Source organism: Pseudomonas corni (genome assembly GCF_057128765.1).
This window is the reverse complement of the sequence record NZ_JBSKHW010000042.1, coordinates 1-624: the sequence shown is the minus strand read 5'-3', so window position 1 is coordinate 624 and position 624 is coordinate 1. Positions and strand designations below refer to the sequence as shown.

Genomic DNA, 624 nt, shown 5'->3' with positions numbered 1-624 from the left:
CATGTGGCCGAGCGCGCCGAACTGGGCGAAGGCCGCGAGGCGATCATCGCCGTGACCATTCCGGAAAAACCGGGCAGCTTCAAGGCGTTCTGCCAGGCGATCGGCAAGCGCCAGATCACCGAATTCAACTACCGCTATCACACCGACCGCGAGGCGCACATCTTCGTCGGCGTGCAGACCCATCCCGACACCGACCCGCGCAAGGCGCTGGTGGCAAGTCTCTCCGAGCAAGGGTTTCCGGTGCTCGACCTGACCGACAACGAGCTGGCCAAGCTGCATTTGCGGCACATGGTGGGCGGGCATTCGGAGCGGGTGAGCGATGAGGTGGTGTTCCGTTTTGAGTTTCCGGAACGGCCGGGTGCGCTGTTCAACTTCCTGAACAAGCTGGGCGGGCAGTGGAATATTTCGATGTTCCACTACCGCAACCACGGCGCGGCGGACGGTCGGGTGGTGGCGGGGCTGGTGGTGCCAGAGGATGAGCGGCATCTGGTGCCAGCAGCGTTGGCGGAGATTGGTTATCCGTATTGGGATGAGACGAATAACCCGGCGTACAAGCTCTTTCTCGGCTAGCACGAAACCTGTAGGAGCCAACTTGTTGGCGAGGCGACGGTGCGACGTATCAGG

1 protein-coding gene is annotated in these 624 nt (G+C 62.2%); it reads left to right on the top strand.

Annotated elements, in window-relative coordinates:
* A partial coding sequence (locus tag ACWKV9_RS27680) for a threonine ammonia-lyase (RefSeq protein WP_483839295.1) occupies positions 1-570 on the top strand: 570 nt, incomplete at its 5' end.
* Positions 571-624 lie beyond the last annotated feature (54 nt).